This window comes from uncultured Nisaea sp. (assembly GCF_963974195.1).
Classification (GTDB): Bacteria; Pseudomonadota; Alphaproteobacteria; order Thalassobaculales; family Thalassobaculaceae; genus Nisaea.
The window spans coordinates 19,161-43,824 of record NZ_CAXBDC010000008.1; the positions used below are offsets into that span (position 1 = coordinate 19,161).

Below are 24,664 nucleotides of genomic sequence, written 5' to 3' on the forward strand. Positions count from 1 at the left end.
TTATATATTATCGATAATCGATAATTTGATTTTTCATATTCAGACGGAAACCGGCATGTCCTTCACGCTCGACGATTTTGACGTCATCACCTTCGACGTTTACGGAACCCTGATCGACTGGGAGCCATCCATCATCGCCTTTCTCGGCAACTGGGCCCGACGCCATGGCATCACAGAGGACGGACACACGCTCCTGATGGGGTTCGACCAGGCCCGCGCCGTCATTCAGCAGGAACGCCCGGCCCTGCTTTATCCGGATGTCCTGCGCCGCTGCTTCCGGCAGATCTGCGCCGAGCACGATGTTTCCCCGGATCCGGAAACCTGCGAACAATTTGCCGGCACGCCGCATGACTGGCCCGCTTACCCGGACACCCATGACGGCCTTGCAAGATTGCAGAAGCAGGCGCGGATCGGTGCACTCAGCAATATCGACAACGCATCGCTCGCGGCGTCCTGCCGTCATATGCAAATCCGTTTCGATATCACCGTCACGGCGGAGCGCGTCGGCGCCTATAAACCCGACATGCCCCATTTCGAGGCCGCCCTTGCCGATATCGATGCACTCGGTATTCCGCGTGAGCGCATCCTGCATGTCGGGCAAAGCCTGCGCGCCGACATCACCCCGGCAAATCGCTTGGGTCTGACATCCGTCAGGATTCACCGCCCGGACCGCCATCTCGGCCTCACTGGCTTCGGCGCGGAGGAGGCAAGGCCCGACCTGACGGTCTCGACCCTGGCCGAACTCGTATCCGTCCTCACGGACCATTAGGCAGGTCATAGACCGGCAAACCACACCGGGTAAATCTGGCAGCATCAGTCCGGCAGAACTTGCCGGACCGGGTAAGGCCGTGCGCCAATCCTTACAAAAAACAACAAAACTCAAGGCATTTTAGGAAATTGGCGCAGCGCCGGAAAAATGGCACGCAGGTTGCTTACAAAGCGTCATCCACCGCGGGCCGGAACAGAAGGGCCGGAACCGCCAAGAAAACCGCCCATGACAGAAATGAGGCCGTCCATGACGCAATCCCCTGCCCAGCAAGCAAGCCAGTCATTGGCCAATGATCGCCGCCGCGCGCCACGCGCAACTGCCCCGATGACGGCCGTGGTCGGATCGACCCCCTATACGATCGATGACTGGAACGCGCATGGCATCAAGATTGTCGGTTATTACGGCAACCTGAAACCGGATGACCGGGCGGAACTGCGCGTGCTGGTGCCAACTGCCGGACCCGGCGCCCTGTTCAACGCCAAGATCTCCGTCCGGCGCTATGACCCTGAAACCGCAGCCCTTACTCTGCTGTTCGATCCTGCCGAGCCTGTTGCAACGACGACCCTGAACCGCTACTTGCATGAAATGGTCGCGCAAGGATGCGCGTGACCTTTATGCGATGAACAGCTTCAGAGGAGCCGCCAGCCTGATGGCCGACGACCGCACACCCGCCGCGTTCGATCTGCGACGCGACGCCTTCTCTGACGATAAAAAGGAACGCGACAGCGACTCCGCGTTCCCCAGCCTGAAACAGCGCCCCGCCGAAGAGCGGGCGAAAGAGATCGTCGATGACCTGAAAGAGGTCATCCTCAATCCCGGCCGGACCGACGGCAAGACCGGCATGCGCGTCGGCGACTGGACCAAGATCGCCCGCAAGGACATTACCAAAGCGATCCGGGATGCCGAGACCAGCGCCGCTTTCCGCGAGCTGATGTCGGCCAACCGCATCGGCGGGCTCTGCGTCCGTATCGGCTTCCTGCTGATGGCCTCCGTCGCCTCCTTCTTCTCCTTCTGGTACGGCATCGTCTTCATCGGCCGCGAATACGGCCCTCTCTGGGGCTTCGGCGCCACCATGTCCGCCCTCGGCCTCTCCCTCGCCTTCGTCATCGCCGGTCTGGTCTATGGCAGCGAGAACAAGGAACAGGCCCGCGACAAGGCGAAGAGCCGGTTCCAGAAGTAACACCCCAAAAGCATCCGAAGCACACGGACAGGACTTTCCCCGGTGAGCCGCAGCCCCCGGGGAAAGCCCCGATGTGTCACGTCAGGCGAATTGACACCCCGCCATCCGCATCGACGGCACTGCCGGTCACGAAACTGGCTCGGTCCGACAGCAGAAACAGCGCCGATTGCGCGATCTCACGCGGCTCCGCCATCCGTTTCAGAGGATGCAGTCCCGCGATGAATTCCTGAACAGCGGCATCACCTGCCGCCATCCCGGTTTTCGTCCCCCCTGGAAGTAGCGCATTCACCCGGACGTTCTGGGCGCCGTGCTCCGCCGCAAGCGACATGGTCAGCCCGATCATGCCCGCCTTCGACGCCGCATAGGCCCCCATCCCCGGCATGCCCGCATTGGCATGTCCGACAAAGGAAGAGGTGAAGACAATCGAGCCGCCGCCGTTCGCGATCAGGGCCGGGATCTGGTATTTCGCGGCGAAGAAAGCGCTGCTCAGGTTCGTTCCGATCACCGTGTTCCAGTTCTCCGTTTCCATCTCCGGCACCGGCGATAATTCACCAATCGTACCGGCATTGTTGAACGCACCGTCCAGCGAGCCGAATTCCTGCAGCGCGAGCGTGACAAGGGCGTCCGCATAACGCTCATCCGCCACATCTCCCGCCAGCACAACCGCGCGGCCGCCATCCCGCCGGATAGCATCAGCGACACTGTCCAGTTCGGCCTGCCGCCGTGCGCCGAGAACGAGCTTTGCGCCCTCCCCGGCAAAAAGTTCAGCCGCCGCCGCACCGATACCGCTGCTCGCGCCGGTGATGATGAGTGTCTTGTCCTTGAGTTCCATCTGGAATCCCCTCTGTTGCGATGGCTTCCAGATAGGACGGGGGCCGGTTGCAGAAACTCCGCTTCTTGCCCCGGAATTCTTTTCGCCGCCGTGGCAGCGGAACGGGCCGGTGACTCTGTTTCTGTTTCCATTTCGGCTTCTTGCCGTTTTGGCGGATGCCGCACCGCAACATTGCCGCTATAGTCATCCATTCGGACTAGCGAAAATCCAAAAACAGGGGGGAACCATGAAGCTCGATCTAACGGGCAAGCGCGCACTGATCACCGCGGGCGCCGGAGGCATTGGCCGCCGCACCGCCGAGTTGTTCAGCGAAGCGGGAGCCAAAGTCTTCATCTGCGATATCGACCAGAACCAGCTCGAGGACGCGCGGGACAAGATCCCGAACCTGAACGGTATGATCACCGATGTGTCCGACAAGCTCGCCCTCAAGGATATGTTCGAGGCGGCGATCGACGATCTCGGCGGGCTCGATCTGCTGGTGAATAATGCCGGCACGGCCGGGCCGACCGAGCGGGTCGAGGATATCAGTCTGGAAGACTGGCAGACCTGCATCGACATCAACCTGACCAGCACCTTCCTGATGAGCCAGATGGCCGTCCCCTACCTGCGCGACGCTGGCGGCGGGGCAATCATCAATCTTTCCTCGGCGGCCGGTAAGTTCGGCTTCCCCCTGCGCAGCCCCTATTCGGCGGCGAAGTGGGGCATTGTCGGCTTCACCCGCACACTGGCCCTTGAGCTCGGCCCCGACCGGATCCGCTGCAACTGCATCCAGCCGGGTGCCGTCGAAGGCGCCCGGATCGACCGGGTGATCAAGGCCAAGGCAGCGGCAAAAAAGGTCTCCGAGAATGCCATGCGGGATGAGCTTGCCTCCATCACCGCACTCAAGACCTTCGTCACGGCGGACGATATCGCCTCCATGATCCTGTTCCTCTGCTCGAAAGCCGGCGCCCATATCACGGGCCAGGCTGTCAGCATCGACGGCGGCCTCGAAGGACTCGTCTGACCCATGCCAAAAGCAGCGCTCTCCAACAACCTTCAGGGCGCGCTGTGGATCCTCGCCTCCTGTCTGGCGGCGACAGTGATGACCGTCGGGGTCAAAATGGCCTCCGACGGTCTTTCCTCCACGCAGATCGTGTTCGTCCGCTGCGTGTTCTCGTTGGTCATGACGGCACCCTTCGTGATCGGCTACGGCAAGCGCCTGCTGTTCAGCCGGCGCTGGAAGATGCACCTGGTACGCGGCGCCATCGGGGCCATCTCGATGAATGCGGGCTTCTACGCCCTCAGCAACCTGCCGATCACCACGGCCTCCGTCCTGTTCTTCTCGACCCCGCTCTTCATGACCGCGCTCGCGGGCCCGATGCTCGGCGAAAAGGTCGGCATCCATCGCTGGGGAGCCACGCTGGTCGGCTTTGCCGGTATTATCGTCGTGGTGAACCCGACCCTGGACACCATTGAATTCGCGATGCTCGCAGCGCTGATCAGCGCCTCTCTCTTCGCCGTGCTGCTGATCCAGGGCAAAATCCTCTCGAAGGACGATCCGCCCGGCACGCTGATGGTCTATTTCATGGTGATGAGCACGATCGCCAGCGCACCGCCCGCGCTGTCCCACTGGGTGTGGCCGGATCACTCTCTCTGGATTGTCCTGATCGTGCTCAGCGTCGGGGCCACGGCCCGTGTCTATTTCGACATCAAGGCCTACGCCGTCGGTGAAGCCAGCGCCATCTCGGTCTTCCAGTATCTCCGGCTGATCACCATCGCCTTCGCGGGGTATCTCGTCTTCGGAGAAGTTCCGGACGAGCACACCATCATCGGCGCCGGCCTGATCGTCGCCAGCACGCTCTATATCGCCCAGCGCGAGGCCTTCCGGCAAAGACGGGCGCGCATTGCCGCAGCGAAGGCACAGGAGGCGGATTGATCTCGCCGAGGGGGCCGGGTTATCCGGCCAGCTTGCTGTCGAGCCATCGGGCGGTGCGCAGCAGCTTGCCATCCTCTCCCGGCTTACCGACGAGCTGAACGCCGAGCGGCAGGCCATCAACGCTCAGCCTCGGCAAATTCACGCACGGCACGCCGAGATAGGTCCACAATCCGTTGAACCGGGGCGAGCCCGTGCTGGAGAGGCCATGTGGCGCCGGCCCCGGCGCGGGCAAGCAAAGCACCGCATCATAAGTATCGAGCAACGCGGCAAGCGCTTCGTTGAGCGGCTCGCGCGCAAGCAAAGCCACCACATAATCCCCGGCATCAAACTGCCTCGACTCCGCCAGCCGCGCTTTCAGAAGATCGCTGACCTTGTCGGGGCTGGTCTCGGCATGATGCCCGTAATAGGCCAGGATTTCGCCTGCGCCGACGGCCCCGTGAAAGTCGATGATGCGGTCGAAGGGGGATGGCAGGCTCTCCCGCACACACTGTGCGCCCAGCCCGGAGACAACGCCCTCGATGGCTTCCCGTGCTCCGGCATCAGCCTCCGGCCAGGCCGGGGTCTCCAGAAAGGCAAAGCGCGGCGCTGGGGCTTCCTGTTTCATGGCCGAGAGCAGATCCGGATGCCGGGCGCCGTATCTGGAAAGGTTCGCGGCACCGAAATCGGACAGGCTGTCGGTGATCAGCGCCAGGTCCTCGACGGAGCGGCCGAACACGCCGACCGTGTCGAGCGTATGGGACTGCATCAGCACGCCATCGCGCGGGATACGCCCGACAGTCGGCTTCAGGGCATGAATGCCGTTGAAGGAGCCGGGACGGATCACCGAGCCGGCGGTTTGCGTGCCAAGTGCCAGCGGAACATGGAAATCCGCCACCGCCGCGCCGGAGCCCGCGGAGGAGCCGCCGGGCGTATGCTCCGGGTTGTGCGGATTGCGCGTCTTGCTGGGGCAGGTGTTGGCAAGTTCCGTGGTGACGGTTTTGCCCATGATCACCGCACCGGCATTGCGCAGCATGGCGACGCACGCCGCATCGCGTCCGGTATGCTGCCCCCGAAACAGATCCGAGCCGTTTTCCGTCGGCATGTCGGCGGTCTCGATGATGTCCTTGATACCGACGGGCAGGCCATGAAGCGGGCCGGGTGCCCCCCCCGCCTTGCGGCGGGCATCGGCGGCACGGGCGTTGGCGAGGGCAATTTCAGGATCGAGGAATGCCCAGGCCTGCACCGTCTCCTCGCGGGCCGCCACACGGTCAAGACATGCCCGCATCAGCTCCTCGGCCGAGACCTCTCCCGCCGCCAGCATCCGGGCAAGCTCTGTCGCAGTCCGTTCGTTCAATGCAGTCATCGGGGGCCCTCTCCGGTTGACCCGACGACTATCGGCAGCGCCCCGGCCTAAATATCGAGCGTGGTATCCCGCTCCCATTCCGTGAGGTGGGACGCGTAGGAATTCCATTCGCCTGATTTCAGCTTCAGGAAGGCGGCCGAGAATTCGTCGCCGAGAATTGATTTCAGATCCGTATCCTTATCGAACGTCCGCAGCGCGTCCAGCATGTTCAACGGCAGACGTGGTGCATCGGCGGCAAGTTCCGGCTCGGCATACATGTCATTGTCGTAGCGTTTGCCCGGATCCGCCTTGGTTTTCAGCCCATCGAGACCCGCCGCGATAACGACGGCTTGCAACAGGTACGGGTTCACCGCCCCGTCCGGCAGGCGCAGCTCGAAACGGCCCGGGCCCGGCACGCGGACCATGTGGGTCCGGTTGTTGCCTGCCCAGGTGACCGTGTTCGGTGCCCATGTCGCGCCGGAAAGGGTCTTCGGTGCATTGATGCGCTTGTAGGAATTCACCACCGGATTGGTGATCGCGGTCATGCCCTGCGCGTGCTTCATGATGCCGCCGAGGAAGTTCAGCCCCTCCTTGGAGAGACCGAGCTCCTTCTTGTCGTCGGCGAAGGCGTTGACCTTGCCCTTCTTGTCCCAGACCGAGACATGGCAATGGCAGCCATTGCCGGTCAGGTGCTTGAACGGCTTCGGCATGAAGGTCGCGCGCAACCCATGCTTTTCGGCGACGGACTTGACCATGAACTTGAAGAAGGAATGCTTGTCCGCCGTCTTCAGGGCATCGTCGAAATCCCAGTTCATCTCGAACTGGCCGTTCGCGTCTTCATGGTCGTTCTGGTACGGCCCCCAGCCGAGCTCCAGCATGTAATCGCAAATTTCAGAGATAACATCATAACGGCGCATCACCGCCTGCTGGTCGTAGCAGGGCTTCTCCGCAGTATCGAACGGGTCCGAAATCTCGGAACCGTCCGGCAGGATCAGGAAATATTCAGCTTCGATCCCGGTTTTCACCCGCAGCCCCTGCCCGGCGGCAAGATCGACCATCCGCTTCAGCGTGTTGCGCGGCGCCTGTTCGACCGGCTTGTCCTCCATGACGCAATCGCCCGCGACCCAGGCCACGTCCTTCCTCCAGGGAAGCTGGATCACCGTCGAGGCGTCCGGCACGGCGAACAGGTCCGGGTGGGCCGGCGTCATGTCGAGCCAGGCGGCGAAGCCTGCGAAGCCCGCGCCCTCTTCCTGCATGCCGGCAATTGCCTGGGCGGGCACCAGCTTGGCGCGCTGGGCGCCGAACAGGTCGGTAAAGGAGATCATGAAATACTTGACCCCCTTCTCTTTCGCGAAAGCCGCGAGATCCTTCGTCATGAAACCTCCAATGTCCCCTGTCGTCTCCCTCGGCACGCGCCGCGTTGGCCGCAGCGTCTTAGCCCTTTGTCTACTCTATAGGCCGGTCTTGCCCGGTATCCAGTCCGTCCCCGCCAGCGGCACGCCCGCCATGGCCGACGCCTCGATGCTCAGCGCACAGAGATCTTCCGGCTCGAGATTATGCACATGGTTCTTGCCGCAGGCCCGGGCGATGGTCTGCGCTTCCAGAGTCATCACCTTCAGATAGTTCGCCAGCCGGCGCCCGGCGGCAACCGGATCGACCCGCTTCATCAGCTCCGGGTCCTGGGTAGAGATACCCGCCGGATCGCGGCCCTCATGCCAGTCGTCATAGGCACCGGCAGTCGTGCCGAGGGCCTGGTATTCCTCTTCCCAGCGCGGATCGTTATCGCCGATGGCAACCAGTGCCGCCGTTCCGATGGAGACCGCGTCCGCGCCCAGCGCCAGCGCCTTGGCGACATCGGCACCGTTCCGCACACCGCCGGAAATGACGAGCTGGACCTTGCGGTGCATGCCGAGATCCTGCAGCGCCTGCACCGCGGGCCGGATGCAGGCCAGCGTCGGCAGGCCGACATTCTCGATAAAGACTTCCTGGGTCGCCGCCGTGCCGCCCTGCATGCCGTCCAGCACAACCACATCGGCGCCGGACTTCACGGCAAGCGCGGTGTCGTAATAGGGCCGGGCGCCGCCGACCTTCACATAGATCGGCTTTTCCCAGTCGGTGATCTCGCGCAGCTCCTGGATCTTGATCTCCAGATCGTCCGGCCCGGTCCAGTCTGGATGCCGGCAGGCGGAGCGCTGGTCGATGCCCGGCGGCAGGGTGCGCATTGCCGCCACCCGGTCGGAGATTTTCTGGCCGAGCAGCATACCGCCGCCGCCCGGCTTCGCACCCTGCCCGACAACCACCTCGATAGCGTCGGCCCGGCGCAGATCATGCGGGTTCATGCCGTAGCGGGACGGCAGATACTGGTAGACCAGGATCTCGGAATGCCCGCGCTCTTCCTCGGTCATGCCGCCATCACCGGTGGTCGTGGAGGTTCCGGCAAGCGTGGCGCCGCGCCCCAGTGCCTCCTTGGCAGGGCCGGAGAGCGAGCCGAAACTCATTCCAGCGATGGTGATCGGGATTTTCAGCTCGATCGGCTTTTTCGCATGACGCGCGCCGAGCACCACATTGGTCCCGCAAGCCTCACGGTAGCCTTCCAGCGGATAGCGCGAGATCGAGGCGCCGAGGAACAGCAGATCGTCAAAATGCGGTACCTTGCGTTTCGCACCGGCACCACGGATATCGTAGATCCCGGTCGCGGCGGCGCGGCGGATTTCCGACAGCGTGTAATCGTCGAAGGTGGCGGACTGGCGCGGCGTGGTCGGGGGATTTTTATAGGTCATTTGTCCGGCCTCAATACGCGTCGACATTGTCGATGTTGAAATTGTAGAGCGTGCGGGCAGAGCCGTAGCGGGTGAACTCCTCCGGCTTCACGTCCGTGATCCCCGCCTTCGCCAGCAGGTCCGCCAGCAGCGCCAGATGCTTCGGCCGCATCTTCTTCTTCACGCAATCGGCGCCAAGGCTCTTCACCTCGCCGCGCACGAAGAGTTTCGCCTCATAGAGCGAATCCCCGAGCGCATCACCGGCATCGCCAAGCACGACAAGATTTCCGGCCTGCGCCATGAAGGCGGACATGTGGCCGATATTGCCTTTCACAACGATATCGATGCCTTTCATGGAGATGCCGCAGCGCGAGGAGGCATTGCCTTCAATCACCAGCAGGCCGCCATGGCCCGTGGCGCCGGCATACTGACTGGCATCGCCTTTCACCACGACCATGCCGGACATCATGTTCTCCGCCACGCCCGGGCCGACGCTGCCATGCACGGTGATCGTCGCTTCGGCATTCATCCCGGCGCAGTAATAGCCGACACTGCCATGCACATCGACGCGCACCGGCGCATCGATCCCGACAGCCACCGCATGGGCACCGCGCGGATTGACCACTTCGAAACCGGTTTCGTTCTTGCCAGCTTCCACAGCGTGAAGCGCCTGGTTCAGGTCCCGCAGCGGAACCGACGCCAGATCAAAGGTCGGCATCGCTCAATGCTCCCAGAAATAGACAGTTGCGGGCTCGGGCTCCCAGACCCGGGCAGCCTCGATACCCGGCAGGTTGACCAGCGCCCGGTATTCGGAGCCGAAGGCGACATAGCCATCCGTCTCGGCCATTACCGCGGGCTTGCAGGCAATCGGATCGCGCAGCACGCCGAATCCGGACTTGGTGCCGACCACGAAGGTGTAGAAGCCGTCCAGATCGCTCAACCCGCTCTCCAGCGCCGCGCCCAGATTGCTGCCGGTCGCGAGCTTGTGAGAGAGATAGGCGGCGGCGACCTCGGTATCGTTCTCGGTCTCGAAACGGAGTCCGTTCCGCACCAGCTCGCGCCGCAGATTGTTGTGGTTGGAGAGCGAACCGTTATGGACCAGACACTGGTCCGGCCCGGTGGAGAACGGGTGCGCGCCAAAGGTGGTCACAGCCGACTCGGTTGCCATACGGGTATGGCCGATGCCGTGCGTGCCGCCCATCGCGCCGATCTTGAAGCGGGCGGCCACATCCTTCGGCAGGCCGACTTCCTTGTAGATCTCGACACTCTCGCCGCTGCCCATCACGGTGATGCCCGGGCGCAGCTCCTTCAGAGCCGTCCGCGCCGCGTCCAGCTTGCCGCACTCGACGGCAATCACCGCATGGGTCGCCCGGATCGTCACAGAAACGGCAACGCCGAGCTTTTTCGCCAGCGCTGCCTTGAGGCTCTTGAAGTCCGCGGCCGGATCGGCGGACTGGACCGTGATCTTTCCAGAACCCGCTTCGCTCGCGCCATAGATCGCAATGCCGGCACTGTCCGGACCGCGATCCGTCATGGTGATCAGCATATCCGACAGCAGCGCGCCGAGCTGTGGCTCCAGCGCCTTGTCCTTCAGGAACAAACCAACGATGCCGCACATGGCCGGCAACCCTCCGTATCAAGTTCTGAGGAAGGTTAGCAGCCCACCTTCAGGAACTCAATTGCGAAGAATAATAGTTTCTTCTAAAGAATATTTCGTTCAGTCCTGCGATCCGCGCTGGGGATAGGAGATGATCGAGAGATAACGGATCGGCCGGGTGATCAGCTCTTCCGGGCCGTGCGGCGCATCCGCATCGAAGAACAGACTGTCCCCCGGCAGCATCCGGTACGTCTCGTCTCCATGCCGGTACAGCACCTCGCCCTCGAGCATGTAGATCAGCTCGGTGCCCTGATGTTGAAAGGCCGGGAAGATGTCGGAATCCTCGGTCAGGCTGATCACATAGGGCTCGACCAGAACGCCGCTGGTATTGCCCTCGAGATAACCGAGCAGATTGTACTGGTGCCCGGCCCGGGTGCCCCGGCGCTCGACCTGAACGCCCTCGCCCGCTTTCACGAAGACCGCATTGCGCGGTTCCTCGAAGCGCTTGAACAGATCGGTGATCGGCACGCCGAGGGCGCGGGCAACGGCCTGTAGCGTGGTCAGGGACGGAGAGATCGCGCCGTTCTCGATCTTCGACAGCATGCCGACCGAGAGGCCGGTGGCGGTGGCGAGATCCGCGACGGTGATGCCCAGGGCCTTGCGGAACTCCCGCACCTCACGGCCGATCGCCTGCTCCAGGTTGTTTTCCTTGGACTCCTTGACCGCATGCGGGTCCTGGGCAAGGGCGGGTCTGCCGCTGATGCCCGCCCCTTTTGCAGCCTTTGGCTTTCCGGAAGCCATCAGGAATAGCGCGAGAGGCGGTTGAGCAGGCGGGCTAGGAATTCATCCGCGTCGACATCCAGCATCACGGTCGCGTTCGGCACCCCGTCGCCCGCATCCCGGACGATGCTGCGCCCTGCTTCAATGCCTTCGGTGACGATATCGACGCGCCGCGCTTCGCCGGAGAACAATTCCGGCCAGAGCAAGTAGCCGACCGTCAGCACGTCATGCAGGGCCGGGTCATTATCGGAATCGTAGAAGGTCAGCATTCCGGCAGTCGTATGGCCGACCGTCGTATCCAATGCCCGCAATGCCTGGATCCAGTCCGGCTTCGCCCGCACCTGGTGAGTGACGTTCAACCCGTGCATGACAATGGGCGCACCGCTCTCGAACACGATATGGGCGGCGTGCGGGTCGACATGGAAATTGAACTCGGCATGCGGCGTGACGTTACCGGGTCCGGTCGAGCCGCCCATGACAACAATGTTCGAGACTTCCCTAGCGAATTCCGGCCGCGCCGCCAGCGCATGCGCGACATTCGTCAGCGGCCCCACCGGCAGCAGCGTGATGCCGCCCGGCGCTGTGGAAATCTCCTGGCGCAGTACATCCGCGCCATGCCCCGGCGCAAGGTGAGAGGCGGGATCGGGCAGATCGCTTCCGTCGAGCCCGGTCTTGCCGTGAATTTCGTCTGCGGTCTTTAGCGCCTTGATCAGCGGGCGCGGGCACCCGGCATGGATCGGCACCTCGCCGCGCCCGGCAAGATCGCGGATACGCCGGGCGTTGGCCTCCGTCCGGTGCAGCGGTACATTGCCCGCAACCGTGGTGACGGCCTTGACGTCGAGCTCTTCAGGACTGGCGAAGGCGAGCAGCAGAGCCACCGCATCGTCAATTCCCGGATCGCAGTCAATAATGATAGTCTCGCGCTTGATCATCAGCGGAAGATAGGCGTCGACGGAAAACTGCGGCAAGCTGTTTTACCGGAACGCCTTGAACCATCGGCATGGTTCCGCTATTCCCGTCCGCTCAATCGAACAAGGGGAACACCCGTGCAAAAGAGCGAAATCGAAAAAGTTCAGCGCTACCTGCGCCAGACCTTCGGCAACCACGGCATCAGCATCGAAGGACGCCCGAATAAAGACGATTCGGCCGAAGTCAGCCTCGATGGGGAATTCATCGGCGTCATCTTCAAGGATGACGAAGAGGGCGATGTTTCCTATGATTTCCATATGACTATCCTGGAAATGGACCTCGATTAAGGGGTCCATTCGCGCGAGCGAAAAACTCCACAAAACCGAAACACAGGATGTGTCATTCTGTTCCGTACATGGAACGGGGGATGCGGCATGCGTCTGGATGACATTGTTTCGGTAACCTGCACCGATACGGACAAGACCGAACAAGGCAAGGTGGTCCGTCTCGGACGTGACCGCGCCGACATCATGATCGGCCCGGCCGTTATCCAGTTCAGGATGACCAAGCCCGGTTTTTATATCGGCAATATGCACGGGCTTGAATTCACCATGAAGAGCGGGTGAAGCTCCACTCTCGAATCATTTCGAGAGGTCCAACGCCGATGAGCATGATCAGGCTCTCTGCGCCATCCGCAAGAAAACTCCGGCCCCTTCGGTATGGCCAGCGCTTGATATTCACCCGCATGCTTGCGGTATTGCTGATATTATTCTCTTTCAGCATCCCCACCGTCACCGGTGCGCAAACCATGTCACCAGACACAATCTTGAGAACACTTTTCGAGACAGACGAGCCGGATGAGACACGGTTCTCTCCAGCTTTTCTTGCCCAGGTGCCCGCCTCAAGCATCGCACAGCTTCTTTCCCGGCTGCGGCAGAGTTACGGGGCGCTCCAGGAAATCGAAGCGGATGGAGACGGATACCAGCTGCACTTCGAAGGTGCGGATATCCCCGCACAGATCGTTCTCGATCAGGAAGGCCGTATTACCGGTCTCTGGTTCGGCGCTCCGGTGCCGTCTGGATCGATCGAGGAGCATGCGGCAGCCATCACCGGGTTGCCGGGAGCCGTCTCGCTACTTGTTCTCGAAGACGGAGAGCCGTTGATCTCCCATAATGCGAGCGAGCCTCTGGCTGTCGGCTCCGCGGCGAAACTGGCGATACTGAAAGCCCTCGCCCTGGCCGTCGATAATGGCGACAAACAATGGCCCGATGTTGTGGCGCTGCGGCCTGAATGGAAATCCCTGCCCAGCGGATCGCTTCAGGACTGGCCTGACGGCACGCCCCTTACGCTCGGCTCGCTGGCGCACTTCATGATATCGATCAGCGACAATACCGCGACCGATGCCCTGATCCGTCTGGTCGGACGGGATGCGGTGGAGGCCGTCTCGCCACGCAACAGCCCATTCCTGACCACGCGGGAGCTGTTCACCATGAAGAGCCGAGAGCATGCCGGTCTGCGCCTTGAATGGGCAAAGGCGGACGAAACGACACGCAGGCACATTCTGGAGCGCATCGCGGGTATGCCCCTGCCCTCACCCCAGGCACTGGCGCCGGAGCCGACCTACGAGGCCGCTGAATGGTTCTTCACCGCCACCGAACTCTGTGCGCTCTTGGAGGAAACCTCCGCGCTGCCGAGTGGAAGCATCAATCCCGGCCCGGTCGATCCCGGCCAATGGCGGGCATTTTCCTACAAGGGCGGCTCGGAGACCGGGGTGCTTAATCTGTCCAGCCGGGTGGTCGGGGCGGACGGGATCGCACGCTGCGTGGTCGCGACCTGGAACCATCCCTCAGCTCTCGACGAGAACAGCTTGCTGCTGCCCTACCGTGGCATTCTCGACGCCCTGGCCGGTCACAGCCAGTAAGCCTTCTCCATAAAGAAAAGGCCGGATCAGAAACTGACCCGGCCCATTCCTCAAAGATATTTCCAAGCCATCATGACCGATGGCGGGAGATCACCAGTTCGCGGTCAGCGTCAGCTTGATCTCACGGCCGGAGCCGTAGGAGCAGACATATTCCGTCTGACAGCCCGTGACGTAGCGCTTGTCGGCGATGTTCGTCGCCGCAAGGTTCAGAGCCAGGCCTTCGCGAATTTCATACCCGCCATAAAGATCGAAAACCGTCGAGGACTTCACTTTCAGCGTGTTGGTGCTGTTAGCGAAGCTCTCGCCCCTGTGCCGGACACCGGCACCGACGGTCAGGCCGTCGACGAAGTCCTGCAGCTCATATTCGGCCCGCACCGCAACTTCATGCTCAGGTACCAGTGTCGGTGTCTTACCGACGAGAGAGGCGTCGGCATCTTCGGTGACTTCGACATCAAGCACCGTCGCCGCACCGGCAACGGACAGGCCGTTACCGAAATCATAGGCACCTTCCAGCTCGAACCCGCGCGACCGCGTTTCGCCAAACTGATCGAAGTTCGGGAACGCACCCGTCACGGCATTTTCCTGGTCGATCTGGAACACGGCCGCCGTCACATAGAAGTTGCCGCCATGCGGCGCCCATTTCAGGCCCAGCTCGACCTGCTCGCCACTTTCCGGCTTCGTCACGCCGTTAGCAGGCGAGGTGATCAGCGGGTTGAAGAAAGTCGAGTAGGTGACATAGGGCGTGACGCCGTTAGCGAACTCATAGGCGACCGCGCCGCGATAGGATGTCTCGCTGTCATTGCGGGAGAAGCCGGCGGCCCCGTCCTGCTCCGTATCGGCGAAATCATGACGCAGGTTGCCGGTCAGGATCCAGCCGTCGCCAAAGCGGAGCTGATCCTGGAAATAGAGGCCGAGCTGCGCCTGGGTGGTGGTGGAATCCTGATATGGCGGGTTCAGCGTCGGCGTGCCCGGGTTGGACGGGTTCACCACCTGGTTGGTGCCATAGCCAACAGCCTGGGTCTCGTCGAGCCAGTAATGCCGCGCATCGAGACCGAACAGCAGATCGTGGCTGACCTCACCGGTTTCGACGACGCCGTAATACCGCACATCGGTCTGGGCCGTCCGGACCAGCGTGTCATGTTCGAAAGCCAGCATGCTGAGCGTGCCGTTGGAGTCGCTCGGCGTGGTCGCGTAGCCGGAATATCCGAACGGGTACCAGTAGCGCTCCTCGACACTGGCGACACCGCCCCGGCCGATGCCGGTCAGTGTGAAGCCGTTGTCGAACGTGTGCTCGACGATCCCGGAGGCAGAGAATTGCTCGCGGGAATACTTGTCCCAGTCGGAGTCGGAGAAGTTGGCGTCAGGGTCGATATAGCCGAATTCCGCCGTCGGCTGAACCGTACCGGCATAAGGCAGGAACGTGCTGCCGTTGTGCTGTTCCTCGGCGATATGCGCATTGGCCAGCAGCGTCACTTCGGTGCCGGAAGTCGTCGTGAACTTGTAGGACGGGGCCAGCGTACCGCGCAGGCCTGAGTTGAAATCGTCATACATGTCACCGCCCTTGAAGCGGCCGACCACGCGATAGGCCTGCCCGTCTCCGAGCGGATCGCCATAATCGAAGGCGACGGAGCCGGCGGGCGCGTCATCGATACCGAGAATGACTTCCCGGACCCGGTCGCCCGGACGCTTCGAGACATAGTTCAGGATGCCGCCCGGGTTGGAACCGCCGTAAAGCGCCGAGGACGGCCCCCGCAGCACTTCGATGCGCTCTAGAGCATACGGGTCCGTGTAGAAGGAGCCGAAGGCGAAGGCCAGGTTCTGTGCGTTATCGAGGAAAATGCCGGTCTGATCGGCCTGGAAACCACGGATGCGCAGCCAGTCGTAATCATTATCGTCGCCGAACACGTCGCTGGTGACGCCGGCCGTATAGCGGAGCGTTTCACTGACGCGGTCCGCGTTGAAGCGCTTCAGATCGTCTTCGCCCAGGATCGACAGGGACTGGGGAACCTCGGTTGCAAAAACCGGAACCTTGGAGCCGGTAACGGTTGGCGGGTTGTTCGTGTCCGCTGCGGAACCGGTCGTGTCCTCCTGATTCTCAAGGACGACAATGGGTTTGAGGACCGTTGCGCTGGAGTTGTCCTGCGCAATGGCAACCCCGCTGAGCGAAAGACTGAGAAGAGCCGGCAAGATAACGATCTTGCCCGTGCCCCTTGAAGAAAAAATTCGAATCATGGCCTGTCCCCAAACCTGACAAAATGACTGTATGGCTTGCCCCCTCAGGAAGCTGCTTACCTACTAGTTTTGCAGGGACAGGCTGTCTTGAACGTTCGCTCTGCTTTTTGAAGAATTGTATCGCTTGCACCACTGACCGGGCGGCAGGCCGGTTGCGCGCCGGAAACAGCGGCTGAAATGGGCCTGATCGGCAAAGCCGGTATCGTGCGCCACCTGGGAAAGATAAACGCCGTCACAGAGCAGACGCTGCGCATGCTGGATCCGCGCTTCCATCACCCACTGATGGGGTGGCTGCCCCGCCGTTTCCCGGAAGCATTTCGAGAATTGCGACCGTGACATGCCAGCCACCGCGGCAAGCTCTTCGATGCTCAGCCGCCGGTCGAGACTTTCCATCACATGGTCCGTGACGTCATCGAACCAGGCTGGCGCGGCGTCATGTCTCCGGCTTTGGGTATTCAGATGAAAAATCTCGTGGATCACGCTGGCCGCCAACGCCTCGCCATAGCCCGACGGCCGCCGGGGCTTCCGGCATTCATCCGCCAGAAGTCCGGAGAGTTGCTGCAACTCTATGCTGGCTGAGAGAAAAGCCGCCGACTGCATATCCAGGGACTGGCCGACGATCCGGCACAACTGCGCCTGTTCGATATGGATATCGATATGTTCAAGATATCCCGCCGTGAGGATCTTGCTGCAGACGGGCAGGCCCGCCGGAATGTAACAAGCGCCACAGACGATTCCCGCTTCCGCACCGCCATGCTCAAGTGCCACTGTCGCACCGTCAAAAAACACGACGAAGCGCGGATCGGGGGAAACATACTCCCCTGTCGCGCCCGATTTTGCTTCAACCTGCCAATGGTCGATGACCATGTGATCGAACTGCAGATAGTTGACGTCATGGACCGGGACGATGCTCCTGACGGAGGATTTCATGCGCGGCCGATATGACATTTCACATCCTGCGGGTGATACTAAGAATGATTCTCATTTATTAATTAATGTGAAGAGTACTTATGACAGGCCAACTGTCAATGAATCCGAGGCGCGCGCGCTAAATTAATGTGCGGACAGGCCACGGCCCATCTTTCGCACAGGGGGAAGATCAGAGCCTAGAACAGGGAGAAATATTCCCGCTCTTCCCATTCCGAGACAGCTTGGGCGTAGCGATCCCATTCCGCCTGTTTGATGTGGCTGTAATAATCCACATAGGCATCGCCGAGCGTTTTCCGGAAGAAGCTGCTTTGCCGGAACAGCCCGATCGCGTGCTCCAGGCTTGATGGCAGTTTTTCCGCATCGCTGTCATAGGGCCGTTCGACCGGTGCCGGGGCCGCAAGGCTGCGCTCGATTCCGTCGAGGCCAGCAAGGATCTGCGACGCCATATAGAGATAGGGGTTCGCCGTCGGCTCGCCGACCCTATTCTCCACCCGGCTGGCCTTGTCGCCCGGCTTCGCCAGCGCGCGAATCATGGCGCCCTTGTTGTCCCGCCCCCACTGCACCCGGTCAGGTGCCAGCGTGAAGGGCCGGTAGCGTTTGTAACCGTTCACCGTTGGCGTCGAGAGCAGGCAGCTTTCGGCTGCATGCTCCAGCAAGCCCGCAACCCAGTTCCCGCACAACGCAGAGAGCGCTTGCCCCTCTTCCGGGATAAACAGGTTCTCGCCGCTCTCCAGATCAACAATAGACTGATGCAGGTGCCAGCCGCTGGCCATCGCATCCTTGAATTTCGGCCGACACATGAAGGTCGCGTGTAGCCCGGCACGGCGGCAGACCTGCTTCACCATGGAGCGGAACAGGATCATGTTGTCCGCATGTTCCATGGCGGGCGCCGGATGGAATGTCACCTCGCACTGGCTCGGCCCGAATTCGGCCTCAAAGGACCGCACCGGCAGACCGAGCGCCACCGCATTGCGCCGGACCAGATCGAAGACGTCTTCCAGTTGGTCGTACCTGTCCTCGGTCAGATATTGATAACCGTGAGAGACCAGAGCGGTCTCCGGCACCGCTTCCGGCTGCCCGGTATCTGCATGACCGAGCTTCGGATCGGTTACTTCCAGAACATGAAACTCGACCTCGAGCCCCGTGATCAGCTCGTAACCCTGTGCATTCAGCCGCTCCACCGCACGACGCAGAATCCCGCGCGAGCAGACCTCAAGCGGCACTCCATCGGCATCCGTCAGATCCGCCTGCATCCAGCCGGAATGCGGTGACCATGGCAGCACCTTGAAGGTTGCGGGGTCCGGATGCATCAGCACATCCCCGGCCCCCGTCAAGCGCCCTTCACCGAACCCCGCATCTTCCTGCCAGACCGGGAAGACGGTCCGGTGCGAGGTGTCTTTCAGCAGCAGGGTTGATGTCATGGCAATGCCGGAGCGGAAAGCGCTCTCCAGATCGGCCGCCATCACCGTCTTGCCGCGCAAGATCCCGTGCTGGTCCGCGAAGGAAATCCGGACGACTTCAAGACCTTCTTCCGCCACCCGCGCCAGTACGGCGTCGATTGCACCCTGATCCACAGTCAGCTCACTCACGAGAGTGCCGCGTCCCAGGAGCAGGAAGCGCGCCGGCCGGCATCCCGGTCGGTCCAGACGGACTCCCATTCCTCGGTCGGCCCGATGGCATCGATTGAGATCGGCCCCTGAATGTCTTTCGCCGTAGCCTCGTCGATCACCAGCGGCAGCTCCCCCTCGCCCAGCTTCACGCTCTTGATCGCGGCCCGCAGCATGCGCCGGTAGCGCACGATGGCGGCGTCGGAGGAGGCAAGATGCTCCCGGGTGCGGTCCTGGATCATGCCCATGGATTCCACCGCCCACTGGTCATGCACATTGATGTCCAGCCCCATGCCCGTATAGGTCAGCGTCTTCTGCTCTTCCGGGTCGTAGCCATACTCGTTCGACTTGTTCCGGAGCGGCGCATAATCCGGCAGCCGGTGCTCCTTCAGGCGCTGCTCGCGCATCTTTTCCTTGTCCACCGGCGCGCCAAAGCTGGTGAACATCGAGTACCAGTAGCAATGCGTGTCATCCACCGGCACATGCCACTGGGTGATGGTCATCTCGTTCGACATCGGAATGGTGATGGCACAGGGAAACACCTGATTGGTCACCCGGACATGGCGCTGGCCGTTGCCAAGATCGCGCAGCGCGATGATCCGCAGCCCGTAATCGGTCTCCTCGACCTTCAATTCCGGATTATCGAACTCACGCAGCACCTTGGTCATCGGCATGTCGCTCTGGGCCGCCTTGTCCCGGAACTGCTTGCCATAGCCGTCCGCCGGGTCCTCGTCCTGCAGGAAACGGTGCAGGAAGGAGGCGTGCGCGGGATCGATGCCGATCTCCAGCGCCTGCAACCAGTTGCATTCCCACAAGCCCTTGAAGGCGAAGACATGGGTATCGGGCGCGCGGAAACAGTCGAGCGCCGGAAAGGCCGGCGGTTCGCCCGGCCCCATATAGGCCCAGATCACACCGTTCTTCTCCACAGCGGGATAGCTGGAAATCTTGACCCGCTCATGCATGCGAGACCCATCGGGTTCCGCCGGTTGCTCGGTGCATTGTCCACTCTGGTCGAAGTGCCAGCCATGGAAGGAGCAGCGGATACCGCCGCCCTCAAGCCGTCCGTAGCAGAGGTCAACCCCGCGATGCGGGCAGAACCGGCTCATCAGGCCGAGCGTGCTGTCTTCCCGGCGGAACAGCACCAGATCTTCCCCCATCAGCCGGACCGGAGCGACCGGACGCGGGCCGTCAAGCTCGACCGCGAGTGCCGCCGGCATCCAGTAATGCCGCAGCAACTGGCCGGCCGGCTGACCGGCGCCGACCAGCGTGATCTCGTCGTTCTTTTCCTGGCTCATCATGGCTGGGGATTCCTCCGCGTTGAAACGCTTCGACCTGGTATTTTGCTACGGCTACTCAGTACTGACGATCCGGAATTTGAATCCTGATCCCGTCCATTTCAGGCGTGAGTTTGATCTGACAGGACAGACGGCTGGTCGGGCGCACTTCGGCAGCCGCGTCCTCCAGCATCACCGTCTCCTCTTCCTCGGCCTCTGGCAGAAGACTGGAAACCGCATCGTCGAAATAGACATGGCAGGTCGCGCACATGCAGCTTCCGCCGCATTCAGCCTCGATCCCTTCAACATCGTTGAAAACTGCGGCTTGCATGACGGATTCACCCGTCTCCGCCTCAACGGTTTCAACAGATCCTTCCGGCCGAACGAAATGAACGGTGATCTTGCTACCCACGACATGTCTCTCCTTGTCAGCACCCGCCAAGGATTGGCGAAGCTGACATATAGATTTGACCGATTATCGAACATTCGGTCTATTATTGATCAAGTGCAAAAATACACCGCAAACCGATGGTGCGGTCAAGACCCGGGAGCTTCATGATCGCCGACAAGGATATCTCGCTCACCTTCATGAAGGGCATGGAAGTGCTCGAAGCGTTCGAGCACGCAGCACACCCACTGACGATTCCGGAGCTCTCGCGGGTAACCGGCATCAATCGGTCGGTCACGCGCAGACTGGTCCTGACACTGGTCCAGCTCGGCTACCTCCTGGAGGCGAACCGTGCCTACACGCCAAGCCCGCGCGTGCTCCGGCTGGCCAGCGGCTATTTGAAGGAGCGGCAATTCGGCCGCACCGTACAGCCGGTGATGGCCTCCTATTCGAAACGCCTCGGCGATGCGATCTCGCTCGCCGTCAGGGACGGGGTGGACGCAATCTATGTTGCCTATTCCCCCGGCGATCCGGCCCTGATCACCTCCGGCTTCAATATCGGCTCAAGATTACCGCTGACCGCGACGGCAATTGGCCGCGTGCTGCTCGCGTTCGAGGAACCCGCCGAAGTCGACCGCATCCTTGCCGCGCCGTCCGCCGTCTTTACGCCCGCAACCAAAACAGACCCGGCCGCAATCCTGAAAGACCTTGCAGAGATCCGTGTTCGCGGGTTCGCACATGTCACGGGAGAGTACGAGCCCGGCGTCGCCTCCATCGCGGTTGCCGTCACGGGGGCAAACAATATCGCCAAAGCCGCTCTTGGCATCGTCGGGCCAGCGGCGCGTTTCGAAAAGCCGGAGATTTGTGCCGAAAAAGCGGAACTGCTCGCGGAATGCGCGGATACGCTCTCAAGTTTCGTTTAGCGGGATTTCAGGCCGACCCGGACCATACAAGAGTCCATAGAGGAGCCAAGATGCGGCGGACCGCAAACAGAGCTGGTCCGCCGCCCCTGAGCCGATCCCAACGGCCGCAGGAAATCCTTTGGCGCCTCGTCGTCGAGAATGTCGAGGGGCCCTTGCCATAATCTGGCAATTTTAAGATGTGTATTCCGACACCAAAAAAACCATACATCAGTATGCAAATACAAAGCAAGGGTTTAGCCGGGACCTTATCTGAAGCCGTCAGCCTTCCTTGCCGCCACTGAACAGCGCCGACGACAAAACCTGATTTACAACAAATTTTTAAAGAATACCGGCAACATCAGGGCGTCCCCAAACACGAGGGACCAAAAATCAAGCCGTCTAAAAAAACCTCAAAAGTGACCTGAGATTACCTGTCAGATGAAAAGACCAGATCCACTTGCATCGAGTATCTGAAGGTGGATGGGAGTGAGACCTTCAGAAATAACAGGAAACACAGGAAATCCGATAATCCTGGCTCCCTCGGCCTCAGGAATCCGGAAACCCGAGCCAGGGTTCGAGAACCTCAAACGTCTCGTCCATGGCAAATGCTCCCGCGAAGGGAATGGAAACATGGCCATAGCGCAAGGATATCTGTTCTTCCGCAGCCTCTTCGCCATGCTTGGAAACAGCAGCCAGATACAGTGCCGCCGCAAGGCCGCTCCGGTCGGCACCGGCCTTGCAATGAATCAGCAACGGCCTTTGTGCCCGCTCGAAAATCGACAAAAGCTCTTCGGCTTGCGCCTGCGACAATTCAAGTGATGCGGACATGTAAAAATCGACATGGTCGATTCCAAGACGCCCTGCCTCGGCGACTTCCGCCTCATACCAATCTTTTCCGGGATGCTCCCCGCGCAGATTTACGACTGTCTTGATGCCGTAAGCCTGATGGTATCCGGATATATCCGCAGCACTTGGCTGGGCGGACCGGTAAAGCGTTCCGGGAATAACGGTGTGAAAATTACCGGTGAGCTGGAGGCCGCCAAGGTAAAGACCGGCAGCAAGAAGACAGGCGAAGATGCCCCCACCGATAACCCGTAATGCTTTCCTGTATCGCTTTTGCGGCACGGTAAATATCCCACACACTCTTCAGCAGCTTAAGGCCCCTCACGCGGAACCGGCCGAAAATATCAAAAAAACAGCGCAGCATATAGCGCCGCGAAATGGCCGAGAATAAGGCCATGCGACCTTTTCCAGGATACCGCATGTGCCGGAGCCTCACCAAACTCCCCGGACAGTGCGTCAGGCGGCTTTTTTTCCGAAAACCGTTAAGCCCTAACCGTCATCCCGCAAAGTCGTAAGGCCGATCCCTGTCGCTTCGAACCCACCATCGACGGCAAGATGCTGACCGTTGATATAGCTCGCCTTGTCGCTGCAGAGAAAGAAGATCGCTTCGGCCAGTTCCGACTCCAGCCCATAGCGGTTCATCGGGATGGCGGCATGGTAATCCGCGCGGATTTCCGGCGTATGTACCTTCTTCGCCATTGCCGTATCCACCGGCCCCGGGCACACCGCGTTGACCCTGATGCCGATATTGCCAAGCTCGGCTGCCTGCTGCTTGGTCAGATGCAGAACCCCGGCCTTGCTGGTGCCATAAGCAACGCGGAGCGTGCTGGCCCGGAAACCGGAAATGGAGGCGATGTTCACCACCGCGCCGCCACCGGTTTTCAGCATCACCGGCGCGGCGGCGTTGGTGCAGAGGAAAGGCCCGTTGAGATTGGTCGCCATGATCTCGGACCATTCCTCGAAGCTGGTTTCCAGAACCGGCTTGAAATTCGCAATCCCGGCATTGTTGACCAGCGCATCGAGACGCCCGAATGCGGCTTCCACCTCGGCGACAGCACGGCTCACATCTTCCGGTTTGGAAACATCGGCGAAGACCGGCATTGCGGCGTTGCGGTGACCGAGGGCTTCCATGGCGCCCGTCAGCAGGTCCCGTTCCCTGTCGAGCATGGCGACATGCCAGCCCTCTTCGAGAAACTTCTTCGCGGTGGCAAGGCCGATGCCGCGCGCAGCGCCGGTGATCAAGGCGACCTTTGTCGCCTCAAGGGCAGATTCCTGATTCTCCGTCATTCCCGAACGTCCCATCCCTGTTGAGCTTTCGTCGGCGCGGGCCATGACCCGGTCGATCTTCTTGATGAGATCGTTCTAGCGCGGAAAAGCCCCATGCCACAGAGGCGATTTCATCTCGCCTGCAGCATGGGGCTCCACAGTATCAGTCCCGTATCTGTTCCGGGATCAGGCCGCGTCGAGCCTGGCCCTCCGGGGGACGAGCGCGCGCATGATATCCGGCATCTCGATCACGCCTACCGCCTTCCCCGCGCGCATGACGCGGAACCGCTTGTCGATCGCGCCCTCGGCGGCCGCTATAACGCTTTCGAGATTGTCGTTATGGAGCACTTCTCCGGCGATATCGCCCGCAACGTCTCCCTCCCGCATCACCGAGCGGACGCGCAGCACGCGTGCCCGATTGATATCGGAGACAAATTCCTCGATATAGGGATCCGCCGGGTTCAGCAGGATGTGCTGCGGCTCGCCCTGCTGCACAATGGCGCCGTCATTGAGGATCACCAGATGGTCCGCCAGCTTCAGCGCCTCGTCCAGATCGTGGGTGATGAAGACGATGGTCTTGTGCAATTCCTCTTGCAGCTCCAGTAGCAGGCCCTGCATGTCCGTGCGGATCAGCGGATCAAGGGCCGAAAACGCCTCGTCCATCAGCATGATGTCGGAATTAGAGGTCAGTGCCCGGGCGATCCCGACCCGTTGCTGCATCCCGCCCGAAAGCTGGTGCGGATACTGACCGCCATAGCCAAAGAGTCCGACCCGGTCGAGCCACTTGTTGGCTTCTGCCTCGTATTCTTCCCTCTTCTCGCCCTGGGTCGCCAGCGCCGTGCCGGCATTTTCCAGCACCGTACGATGCGGCAGCAGGGCAAACTTCTGGAACACCATGGACATGCCCTTGCGGCGCAATTGCCGCAGCCGGGCCTCGTTCCAGCCGAGAATGTCCTCACCATCGACAAGCACCTCCCCCGCCGTCGGCTCGATCAGCCGGTTGAGGTGCCGGATGAGGGTCGATTTGCCGGAGCCCGAAAGCCCCATGATCACGGTGATCTCACCTTCGCGCATATCGACATTGATGTCGTTGAGGCCCAGCACGTGCTCGTGTTTTTCCAGCAGGTCCGGCTTGGTCATCCCCGCCTTCACCTCGGCCAGCGCCATGTCAGGATCCGCACCGAAGATCTTGTAGAGATTGCGGATCGAGATTTTCACGTTGTTATTCATGTCCGTCTC

Annotated in this window: 25 protein-coding genes; 9 read left to right on the plus strand and 16 right to left on the minus strand. The window is 61.4% G+C overall.

Features of this window, described 5'->3' with window-relative positions; translation table 11 throughout:
- The first annotated feature begins 55 nt into the window (after positions 1-55).
- The 3 genes from AAC126_RS03290 to AAC126_RS03300 all read left to right on the plus strand — a co-directional run bounded on the left by AAC126_RS03290 (position 56) and on the right by AAC126_RS03300 (position 1,949).
- Positions 56-769 carry an HAD-IA family hydrolase gene (locus tag AAC126_RS03290; RefSeq protein ID WP_339850031.1) on the plus strand — a complete coding sequence of 238 codons (714 nt, stop codon included), beginning with the start codon at positions 56-58 and terminating at the stop codon, positions 767-769.
- Between the two features lie 246 nt (positions 770-1,015).
- Positions 1,016-1,378 (plus strand): hypothetical protein, encoded by a 363-nt coding sequence (locus tag AAC126_RS03295; protein ID WP_339850034.1) that lies wholly within the window; start codon positions 1,016-1,018, stop codon positions 1,376-1,378.
- Positions 1,350-1,949, plus strand: coding sequence for a hypothetical protein (locus AAC126_RS03300; RefSeq protein ID WP_339850037.1), 600 nt, complete (start codon positions 1,350-1,352; stop codon positions 1,947-1,949). Before AAC126_RS03295 ends, AAC126_RS03300 begins: the two co-directional genes overlap by 29 nt.
- A 76-nt stretch (positions 1,950-2,025) precedes the next feature.
- Here AAC126_RS03300 and AAC126_RS03305 read toward each other — a convergent pair whose 3' ends face one another.
- Positions 2,026-2,781 (minus strand): SDR family oxidoreductase, encoded by a 756-nt coding sequence (locus AAC126_RS03305; RefSeq protein WP_339850040.1) that lies wholly within the window; start codon positions 2,779-2,781, stop codon positions 2,026-2,028.
- 226 nt (positions 2,782-3,007) lie between these two features.
- Here AAC126_RS03305 and AAC126_RS03310 point away from each other — a divergent pair, with 226 nt between their 5' ends.
- Entirely contained in the window at positions 3,008-3,784 is a 777-nt protein-coding gene (locus tag AAC126_RS03310; protein WP_339850041.1) for an SDR family oxidoreductase, read from the plus strand.
- Positions 3,785-3,787: 3 nt separating this feature from the next.
- Complete coding sequence (locus tag AAC126_RS03315) at positions 3,788-4,696, plus strand: DMT family transporter (RefSeq protein ID WP_339850044.1); 909 nt, start codon at positions 3,788-3,790, stop codon at positions 4,694-4,696.
- Positions 4,697-4,715: 19 nt separating this feature from the next.
- Here the strand turns inward: AAC126_RS03315 and AAC126_RS03320 are convergent, their stop codons facing one another.
- The 7 genes from AAC126_RS03320 to AAC126_RS03350 form a co-directional block, all read right to left on the minus strand.
- A complete protein-coding gene (locus AAC126_RS03320) occupies positions 4,716-6,038 on the minus strand; it encodes an amidase (RefSeq protein WP_339850047.1) in 1,323 nt (440 codons plus the stop codon).
- A 47-nt stretch (positions 6,039-6,085) separates the two neighbouring features.
- Positions 6,086-7,393, minus strand: coding sequence for a type III glutamate--ammonia ligase (gene glnT, locus AAC126_RS03325; protein WP_339850049.1), 1,308 nt, complete (start codon positions 7,391-7,393; stop codon positions 6,086-6,088).
- Positions 7,394-7,468: 75 nt separating this feature from the next.
- Positions 7,469-8,797 (minus strand): FMN-binding glutamate synthase family protein, encoded by a 1,329-nt coding sequence (locus AAC126_RS03330; RefSeq protein ID WP_339850050.1) that lies wholly within the window; start codon positions 8,795-8,797, stop codon positions 7,469-7,471.
- A 10-nt stretch (positions 8,798-8,807) separates the two neighbouring features.
- Positions 8,808-9,494 carry a GXGXG domain-containing protein gene (locus AAC126_RS03335; RefSeq protein WP_339850052.1) on the minus strand — a complete coding sequence of 229 codons (687 nt, stop codon included), beginning with the start codon at positions 9,492-9,494 and terminating at the stop codon, positions 8,808-8,810.
- Between the two features lie 3 nt (positions 9,495-9,497).
- Positions 9,498-10,394: a glutamine amidotransferase family protein gene (locus AAC126_RS03340; RefSeq protein ID WP_339850054.1), complete on the minus strand. Its 897-nt coding sequence runs from the start codon at positions 10,392-10,394 to the stop codon at positions 9,498-9,500.
- Positions 10,395-10,493: 99 nt separating this feature from the next.
- The gene (locus tag AAC126_RS03345; protein ID WP_339850055.1) at positions 10,494-11,174 is read right to left on the minus strand and encodes a helix-turn-helix domain-containing protein; all 681 of its coding nucleotides are present in this window, start codon (positions 11,172-11,174) and stop codon (positions 10,494-10,496) included.
- Positions 11,174-12,121 (minus strand): nucleoside hydrolase, encoded by a 948-nt coding sequence (locus AAC126_RS03350; protein ID WP_339850058.1) that lies wholly within the window; start codon positions 12,119-12,121, stop codon positions 11,174-11,176. Before AAC126_RS03350 ends, AAC126_RS03345 begins: the two co-directional genes overlap by 1 nt.
- Positions 12,122-12,199: 78 nt before the next feature.
- Between AAC126_RS03350 and AAC126_RS03355 the strand changes: the two genes are divergently transcribed.
- The 3 genes from AAC126_RS03355 to AAC126_RS03365 all read left to right on the plus strand — a co-directional run bounded on the left by AAC126_RS03355 (position 12,200) and on the right by AAC126_RS03365 (position 13,983).
- Complete coding sequence (locus tag AAC126_RS03355; RefSeq protein ID WP_028465617.1) at positions 12,200-12,409, plus strand: DUF3126 family protein; 210 nt, start codon at positions 12,200-12,202, stop codon at positions 12,407-12,409.
- 87 nt (positions 12,410-12,496) lie between these two features.
- Entirely contained in the window at positions 12,497-12,688 is a 192-nt protein-coding gene (locus tag AAC126_RS03360; RefSeq protein ID WP_339850065.1) for a hypothetical protein, read from the plus strand.
- Positions 12,689-12,870: 182 nt separating this feature from the next.
- A complete protein-coding gene (locus AAC126_RS03365; protein WP_339850067.1) occupies positions 12,871-13,983 on the plus strand; it encodes a serine hydrolase in 1,113 nt (370 codons plus the stop codon).
- 90 nt (positions 13,984-14,073) lie between these two features.
- Here the strand turns inward: AAC126_RS03365 and AAC126_RS03370 are convergent, their stop codons facing one another.
- The 5 genes from AAC126_RS03370 to AAC126_RS03390 all read right to left on the minus strand — a co-directional run bounded on the left by AAC126_RS03370 (position 14,074) and on the right by AAC126_RS03390 (position 20,438).
- Entirely contained in the window at positions 14,074-16,215 is a 2,142-nt protein-coding gene (locus AAC126_RS03370; protein ID WP_339850070.1) for a TonB-dependent siderophore receptor, read from the minus strand.
- 63 nt (positions 16,216-16,278) lie between these two features.
- On the minus strand, positions 16,279-17,163 hold the full coding sequence (locus AAC126_RS03375) for an AraC family transcriptional regulator (protein ID WP_339850072.1): 885 nt from the start codon (positions 17,161-17,163) through the stop codon (positions 16,279-16,281).
- 158 nt (positions 17,164-17,321) lie between these two features.
- The gene (locus AAC126_RS03380) at positions 17,322-18,734 is read right to left on the minus strand and encodes a glutamine synthetase family protein (protein ID WP_339850074.1); all 1,413 of its coding nucleotides are present in this window, start codon (positions 18,732-18,734) and stop codon (positions 17,322-17,324) included.
- Positions 18,731-20,050 (minus strand): Rieske 2Fe-2S domain-containing protein, encoded by a 1,320-nt coding sequence (locus AAC126_RS03385; RefSeq protein WP_339850077.1) that lies wholly within the window; start codon positions 20,048-20,050, stop codon positions 18,731-18,733. The genes AAC126_RS03380 and AAC126_RS03385 overlap by 4 nt, the downstream gene beginning before the upstream one ends.
- 55 nt (positions 20,051-20,105) lie before the next feature.
- Entirely contained in the window at positions 20,106-20,438 is a 333-nt protein-coding gene (locus tag AAC126_RS03390; RefSeq protein WP_339850079.1) for a 2Fe-2S iron-sulfur cluster-binding protein, read from the minus strand.
- 143 nt (positions 20,439-20,581) lie between these two features.
- Here AAC126_RS03390 and AAC126_RS03395 point away from each other — a divergent pair, with 143 nt between their 5' ends.
- Positions 20,582-21,337, plus strand: a complete 756-nt coding sequence (locus AAC126_RS03395) for an IclR family transcriptional regulator (RefSeq protein WP_339850081.1) — start codon at positions 20,582-20,584, stop codon at positions 21,335-21,337.
- A gap of 525 nt (positions 21,338-21,862) precedes the next feature.
- On the opposite strand, the gene AAC126_RS03400 is transcribed toward AAC126_RS03395, so the two are convergent.
- The 3 genes from AAC126_RS03400 to AAC126_RS03410 all read right to left on the minus strand — a co-directional run bounded on the left by AAC126_RS03400 (position 21,863) and on the right by AAC126_RS03410 (position 24,655).
- Positions 21,863-22,441 (minus strand): tyrosine-protein phosphatase, encoded by a 579-nt coding sequence (locus AAC126_RS03400; protein ID WP_339850083.1) that lies wholly within the window; start codon positions 22,439-22,441, stop codon positions 21,863-21,865.
- Positions 22,442-22,648: 207 nt separating this feature from the next.
- Positions 22,649-23,446: an SDR family oxidoreductase gene (locus tag AAC126_RS03405; protein ID WP_339850084.1), complete on the minus strand. Its 798-nt coding sequence runs from the start codon at positions 23,444-23,446 to the stop codon at positions 22,649-22,651.
- 165 nt (positions 23,447-23,611) lie between these two features.
- Positions 23,612-24,655, minus strand: coding sequence for a betaine/proline/choline family ABC transporter ATP-binding protein (locus AAC126_RS03410; RefSeq protein WP_339850086.1), 1,044 nt, complete (start codon positions 24,653-24,655; stop codon positions 23,612-23,614).
- Positions 24,656-24,664: the final 9 nt, after the last annotated feature.

Bases quoted from the DNA above. Each gene is read 5' to 3' on its own strand.
- AAC126_RS03290 (WP_339850031.1), top strand. From the start codon at position 56: ATGTCCTTCACGCTCGACGATTTTGACGTCATCACCTTCGACGTTTAC.
- AAC126_RS03295 (WP_339850034.1), top strand. From the start codon at position 1,016: ATGACGCAATCCCCTGCCCAGCAAGCAAGCCAGTCATTGGCCAATGAT.
- AAC126_RS03300 (WP_339850037.1), top strand. From the start codon at position 1,350: ATGAAATGGTCGCGCAAGGATGCGCGTGACCTTTATGCGATGAACAGC.
- AAC126_RS03305 (WP_339850040.1), bottom strand. From the start codon at position 2,781: ATGGAACTCAAGGACAAGACACTCATCATCACCGGCGCGAGCAGCGGT.
- AAC126_RS03310 (WP_339850041.1), top strand. From the start codon at position 3,008: ATGAAGCTCGATCTAACGGGCAAGCGCGCACTGATCACCGCGGGCGCC.
- AAC126_RS03315 (WP_339850044.1), top strand. From the start codon at position 3,788: ATGCCAAAAGCAGCGCTCTCCAACAACCTTCAGGGCGCGCTGTGGATC.
- AAC126_RS03320 (WP_339850047.1), bottom strand. From the start codon at position 6,038: ATGACTGCATTGAACGAACGGACTGCGACAGAGCTTGCCCGGATGCTG.
- glnT (WP_339850049.1), bottom strand. From the start codon at position 7,393: ATGACGAAGGATCTCGCGGCTTTCGCGAAAGAGAAGGGGGTCAAGTAT.
- AAC126_RS03330 (WP_339850050.1), bottom strand. From the start codon at position 8,797: ATGACCTATAAAAATCCCCCGACCACGCCGCGCCAGTCCGCCACCTTC.
- AAC126_RS03335 (WP_339850052.1), bottom strand. From the start codon at position 9,494: ATGCCGACCTTTGATCTGGCGTCGGTTCCGCTGCGGGACCTGAACCAG.
- AAC126_RS03340 (WP_339850054.1), bottom strand. From the start codon at position 10,394: ATGTGCGGCATCGTTGGTTTGTTCCTGAAGGACAAGGCGCTGGAGCCA.
- AAC126_RS03345 (WP_339850055.1), bottom strand. From the start codon at position 11,174: ATGGCTTCCGGAAAGCCAAAGGCTGCAAAAGGGGCGGGCATCAGCGGC.
- AAC126_RS03360 (WP_339850065.1), top strand. From the start codon at position 12,497: ATGCGTCTGGATGACATTGTTTCGGTAACCTGCACCGATACGGACAAG.
- AAC126_RS03365 (WP_339850067.1), top strand. From the start codon at position 12,871: ATGTCACCAGACACAATCTTGAGAACACTTTTCGAGACAGACGAGCCG.
- AAC126_RS03370 (WP_339850070.1), bottom strand. From the start codon at position 16,215: ATGATTCGAATTTTTTCTTCAAGGGGCACGGGCAAGATCGTTATCTTG.
- AAC126_RS03375 (WP_339850072.1), bottom strand. From the start codon at position 17,163: ATGTCATATCGGCCGCGCATGAAATCCTCCGTCAGGAGCATCGTCCCG.
- AAC126_RS03385 (WP_339850077.1), bottom strand. From the start codon at position 20,050: ATGATGAGCCAGGAAAAGAACGACGAGATCACGCTGGTCGGCGCCGGT.
- AAC126_RS03395 (WP_339850081.1), top strand. From the start codon at position 20,582: ATGATCGCCGACAAGGATATCTCGCTCACCTTCATGAAGGGCATGGAA.
- AAC126_RS03405 (WP_339850084.1), bottom strand. From the start codon at position 23,446: ATGACGGAGAATCAGGAATCTGCCCTTGAGGCGACAAAGGTCGCCTTG.
- AAC126_RS03410 (WP_339850086.1), bottom strand. From the start codon at position 24,655: ATGAATAACAACGTGAAAATCTCGATCCGCAATCTCTACAAGATCTTC.